The sequence below is a fragment of the Pseudomonas sp. Sample_24 genome (assembly GCF_004307605.1).
Taxonomy (GTDB): Bacteria; Pseudomonadota; Gammaproteobacteria; order Pseudomonadales; family Pseudomonadaceae; genus Aquipseudomonas.
This window is the reverse complement of the sequence record NZ_RCNW01000011.1, coordinates 1-3161: the sequence shown is the minus strand read 5'-3', so window position 1 is coordinate 3161 and position 3161 is coordinate 1. Positions and strand designations below refer to the sequence as shown.

Annotated in this window: 4 protein-coding genes; all 4 read left to right on the top strand. The window is 60.1% G+C overall.

Annotated elements, in window-relative coordinates:
• On the top strand, positions 1 to 543 hold a 543-nt coding region (leuD, locus tag D8V06_RS00525; protein ID WP_130930261.1), incomplete at its 5' end, for a 3-isopropylmalate dehydratase small subunit.
• A gap of 151 nt (positions 544 to 694) precedes the next feature.
• Positions 695 to 1462, top strand: a complete 768-nt coding sequence (locus tag D8V06_RS00520; RefSeq protein ID WP_130907723.1) for a class I SAM-dependent methyltransferase — start codon at positions 695 to 697, stop codon at positions 1460 to 1462.
• A 69-nt stretch (positions 1463 to 1531) separates the two neighbouring features.
• On the top strand, positions 1532 to 2614 hold the full coding sequence (leuB, locus tag D8V06_RS00515; RefSeq protein ID WP_130907722.1) for a 3-isopropylmalate dehydrogenase: 1083 nt from the start codon (positions 1532 to 1534) through the stop codon (positions 2612 to 2614).
• A gap of 68 nt (positions 2615 to 2682) precedes the next feature.
• A partial coding sequence (locus tag D8V06_RS00510; RefSeq protein ID WP_130930260.1) for an aspartate-semialdehyde dehydrogenase occupies positions 2683 to 3161 on the top strand: 479 nt, incomplete at its 3' end.

Sequence of the window (3161 nt, the reverse complement as noted above, 5' to 3'; positions counted from 1 at the left end):
CGCACCGGTTTCGGTCCGAACCTGTTCGATGAATGGCGTTATCTGGATGTGGGCCAACCGTATCAGGACAACTCCAAGCGTCCGCTGAACAAGGACTTCGTGCTCAATGCCGAGCGTTACCAAGGCGCCAGCGTGTTGTTGGCCCGCGAGAACTTCGGTTGCGGCTCCAGTCGTGAACACGCGCCATGGGCGCTGGAAGAGTACGGTTTCCGCAGCATCATCGCGCCAAGCTACGCCGACATCTTCTTCAACAACAGCTTCAAGAACGGCTTGCTGCCGATCATCTTGAGCGATGCCGAAGTCGATGAACTGTTCAAGCAGGTCGAAGCCGAACCGGGTTATCAGTTGCAGATCGATCTGCAAGCCCAGACCGTGACCCGCCCGGATGGCAAGGTGTTGAGTTTCGAAATCGACGCGTTCCGCAAACACTGCCTGCTCAACGGCCTGGACGATATCGGCCTGACCTTGCAGGACGGCGATGCGATTGCAGCGTTTGAAGCCAAACACCGTGTGAGCCAGCCGTGGTTGTTCCGCGACGCTTGATCCGAAATCGATGTAGCCAGGGCCGGCCTCATCGCGAGCAAGCTCAGCTCCTACAGGTTTTGTGAGCGCCACAGACTTGTAGGAGCAAAGCTTGCTCGCGATGACGACGGCCCAGGCACTACAAGACTAGACCCCGAAAAAGGAAGTCCCCATGACCAGCACCGCCCAGCACAGTCAGGTAGTCCAGAAGCAATTCGGTGAACAGGCCGCCGCCTACCTGAGCAGCGCCGTACACGCTCAAGGCACTGAATTTGCGCTGCTACAGGCCGAGCTGGCGGGGCAGGGCGATGCCCGGGTGCTGGATCTGGGCTGCGGCGCCGGCCACGTCAGTTTTCACGTCGCTTCGCTGGTGAAAGAAGTGGTGGCCTACGACCTGTCGCAGCAGATGCTCGACGTGGTCGCTGCCGCTGCCGTCGATCGTGGCTTGAGCAACGTGATCACGGTTAACGGCGCCGCCGAACGCTTGCCGTTTGCCGATGGCGAGTTCGACTTCGTGTTCAGCCGTTATTCGGCGCACCACTGGAGCGATCTTGGCCTGGCCTTGCGCGAAGTGCGCCGGGTATTGAAACCGGGTGGCGTGGCGGCGTTCGTCGACGTGTTGTCACCGGGCAGCCCGTTGTTCGACACTTACCTGCAAAGCGTCGAAGTGCTGCGCGACACCAGCCATGTGCGCGATTATTCTGCTGGCGAGTGGTTGCGGCAGGTCAGCGAGGCGGGGTTGCATACCCGCAGCACTAGTCGTCAGCGGCTACGTCTGGAATACAACAGCTGGGTCGAGCGCATGCGTACACCTGAAGTGATGCGCGCGGCGATCCGCGAATTGCAGCAATCGATGGGCAACGAAGTACGCGAATATTTTCAGATTGAGGCCGATGGTTCGTTCAGCACCGATGTGCTGGTGCTGATGGCTGAACGATAAGCGTCGAACGATAAGCATTTTTCCGGGCGCGCCGGTTGATGGCGCGCCGACAGAAGACATGAGGAAAGCATGAGCAAGCAGATTCTGATTCTCCCAGGCGACGGTATTGGCCCGGAAATCATGGCCGAAGCGGTCAAAGTGCTGGAATTGGCCAGCGACAAGTTCGACCTGGGCTTCGAGCTGAGCCATGACGTGATCGGTGGCGCGGCCATCGACAAACACGGCGTGCCGCTGGCCGACGAAACCCTGGAGCGTGCCCGCGCAGCCGATGCCGTGCTGCTGGGCGCCGTTGGCGGCCCAAAATGGGATGCCATTGAGCGTGACATCCGCCCTGAGCGTGGTCTGCTGAAAATCCGTGCGCAATTGGGTCTGTTCGGTAACCTGCGCCCGGCGATCCTGTACCCGCAATTGGCCGAAGCCTCCAGCCTGAAGCCGGAAATCGTTGCCGGCCTGGACATCCTGATCGTTCGCGAGCTGACCGGCGGCATCTACTTCGGCGCGCCACGCGGCACCCGCACCCTGGAAAACGGCGAGCGTCAGTCCTACGACACCCTGCCGTACAGTGAAAGCGAAATACGCCGCATCGCCCGCGTCGGCTTCGACATGGCCATGGTGCGTGGCAAGAAGCTGTGCTCGGTGGACAAGGCCAACGTATTGGCGTCCAGCCAACTGTGGCGTGAAATTGTCGAGGAAGTGGCCAAGGATTACCCTGAAGTCGAACTGAGCCACATGTACGTCGACAACGCCGCCATGCAGTTGGTGCGTGCGCCCAAGCAGTTCGATGTGATCGTCACCGACAACATGTTCGGCGACATTCTGTCCGACCAGGCGTCGATGCTCACCGGTTCCATCGGTATGCTGCCTTCGGCGTCCCTGGACACCAACAACAAAGGCATGTACGAGCCGTGCCACGGTTCGGCGCCAGACATCGCGGGCAAAGGCATTGCCAACCCGCTGGCGACCATTTTGTCGGTTTCGATGATGCTGCGTTACAGCTTCAACCAGCAGGTCGCGGCCGATGCCATCGAACAAGCCGTCAGCCTGGTGCTGGATCAAGGTTTGCGCACGGGCGACATCTGGTCGGCCGGTTGCACTAAAGTCGGGACGCAGGAAATGGGTGACGCAGTAGTCGCCGCGCTGCGGAATCTGTAATCTCTCGGGCCCGCTGCCCATTTCACCCCTGAAAGCAGCGGCCCACATTTCAAGAAGGTGTAGTTGCGATGAAACGTGTAGGTCTGATCGGTTGGCGCGGTATGGTCGGTTCCGTGCTCATGCAGCGGATGCTGGAAGAGCAGGATTTCGATCTTATCGAACCGGTGTTTTTCACCACTTCCAATGTCGGTGGCCAAGGCCCGTCCGTGGGCAAGGACATTGCTCCGCTCAAGGACGCTTACAGCATTGAAGAGCTGAAAACCCTCGACGTGATTCTGACCTGCCAGGGTGGCGACTACACCAGCGAAGTCTTCCCGAAACTGCGCGAAGCCGGCTGGCAGGGTTACTGGATCGACGCCGCTTCCAGCCTGCGCATGCAGGATGACGCGGTCATCGTACTGGACCCGGTCAACCGCAAGGTCATCGACCAGCAGCTGGACGCGGGCACCAAGAACTACATCGGCGGCAACTGCACCGTCAGCCTGATGCTGATGGGCCTGGGTGGCCTGTTCGAAGCCGGTCTGGTCGAGTGGATGAGCGCCATGAC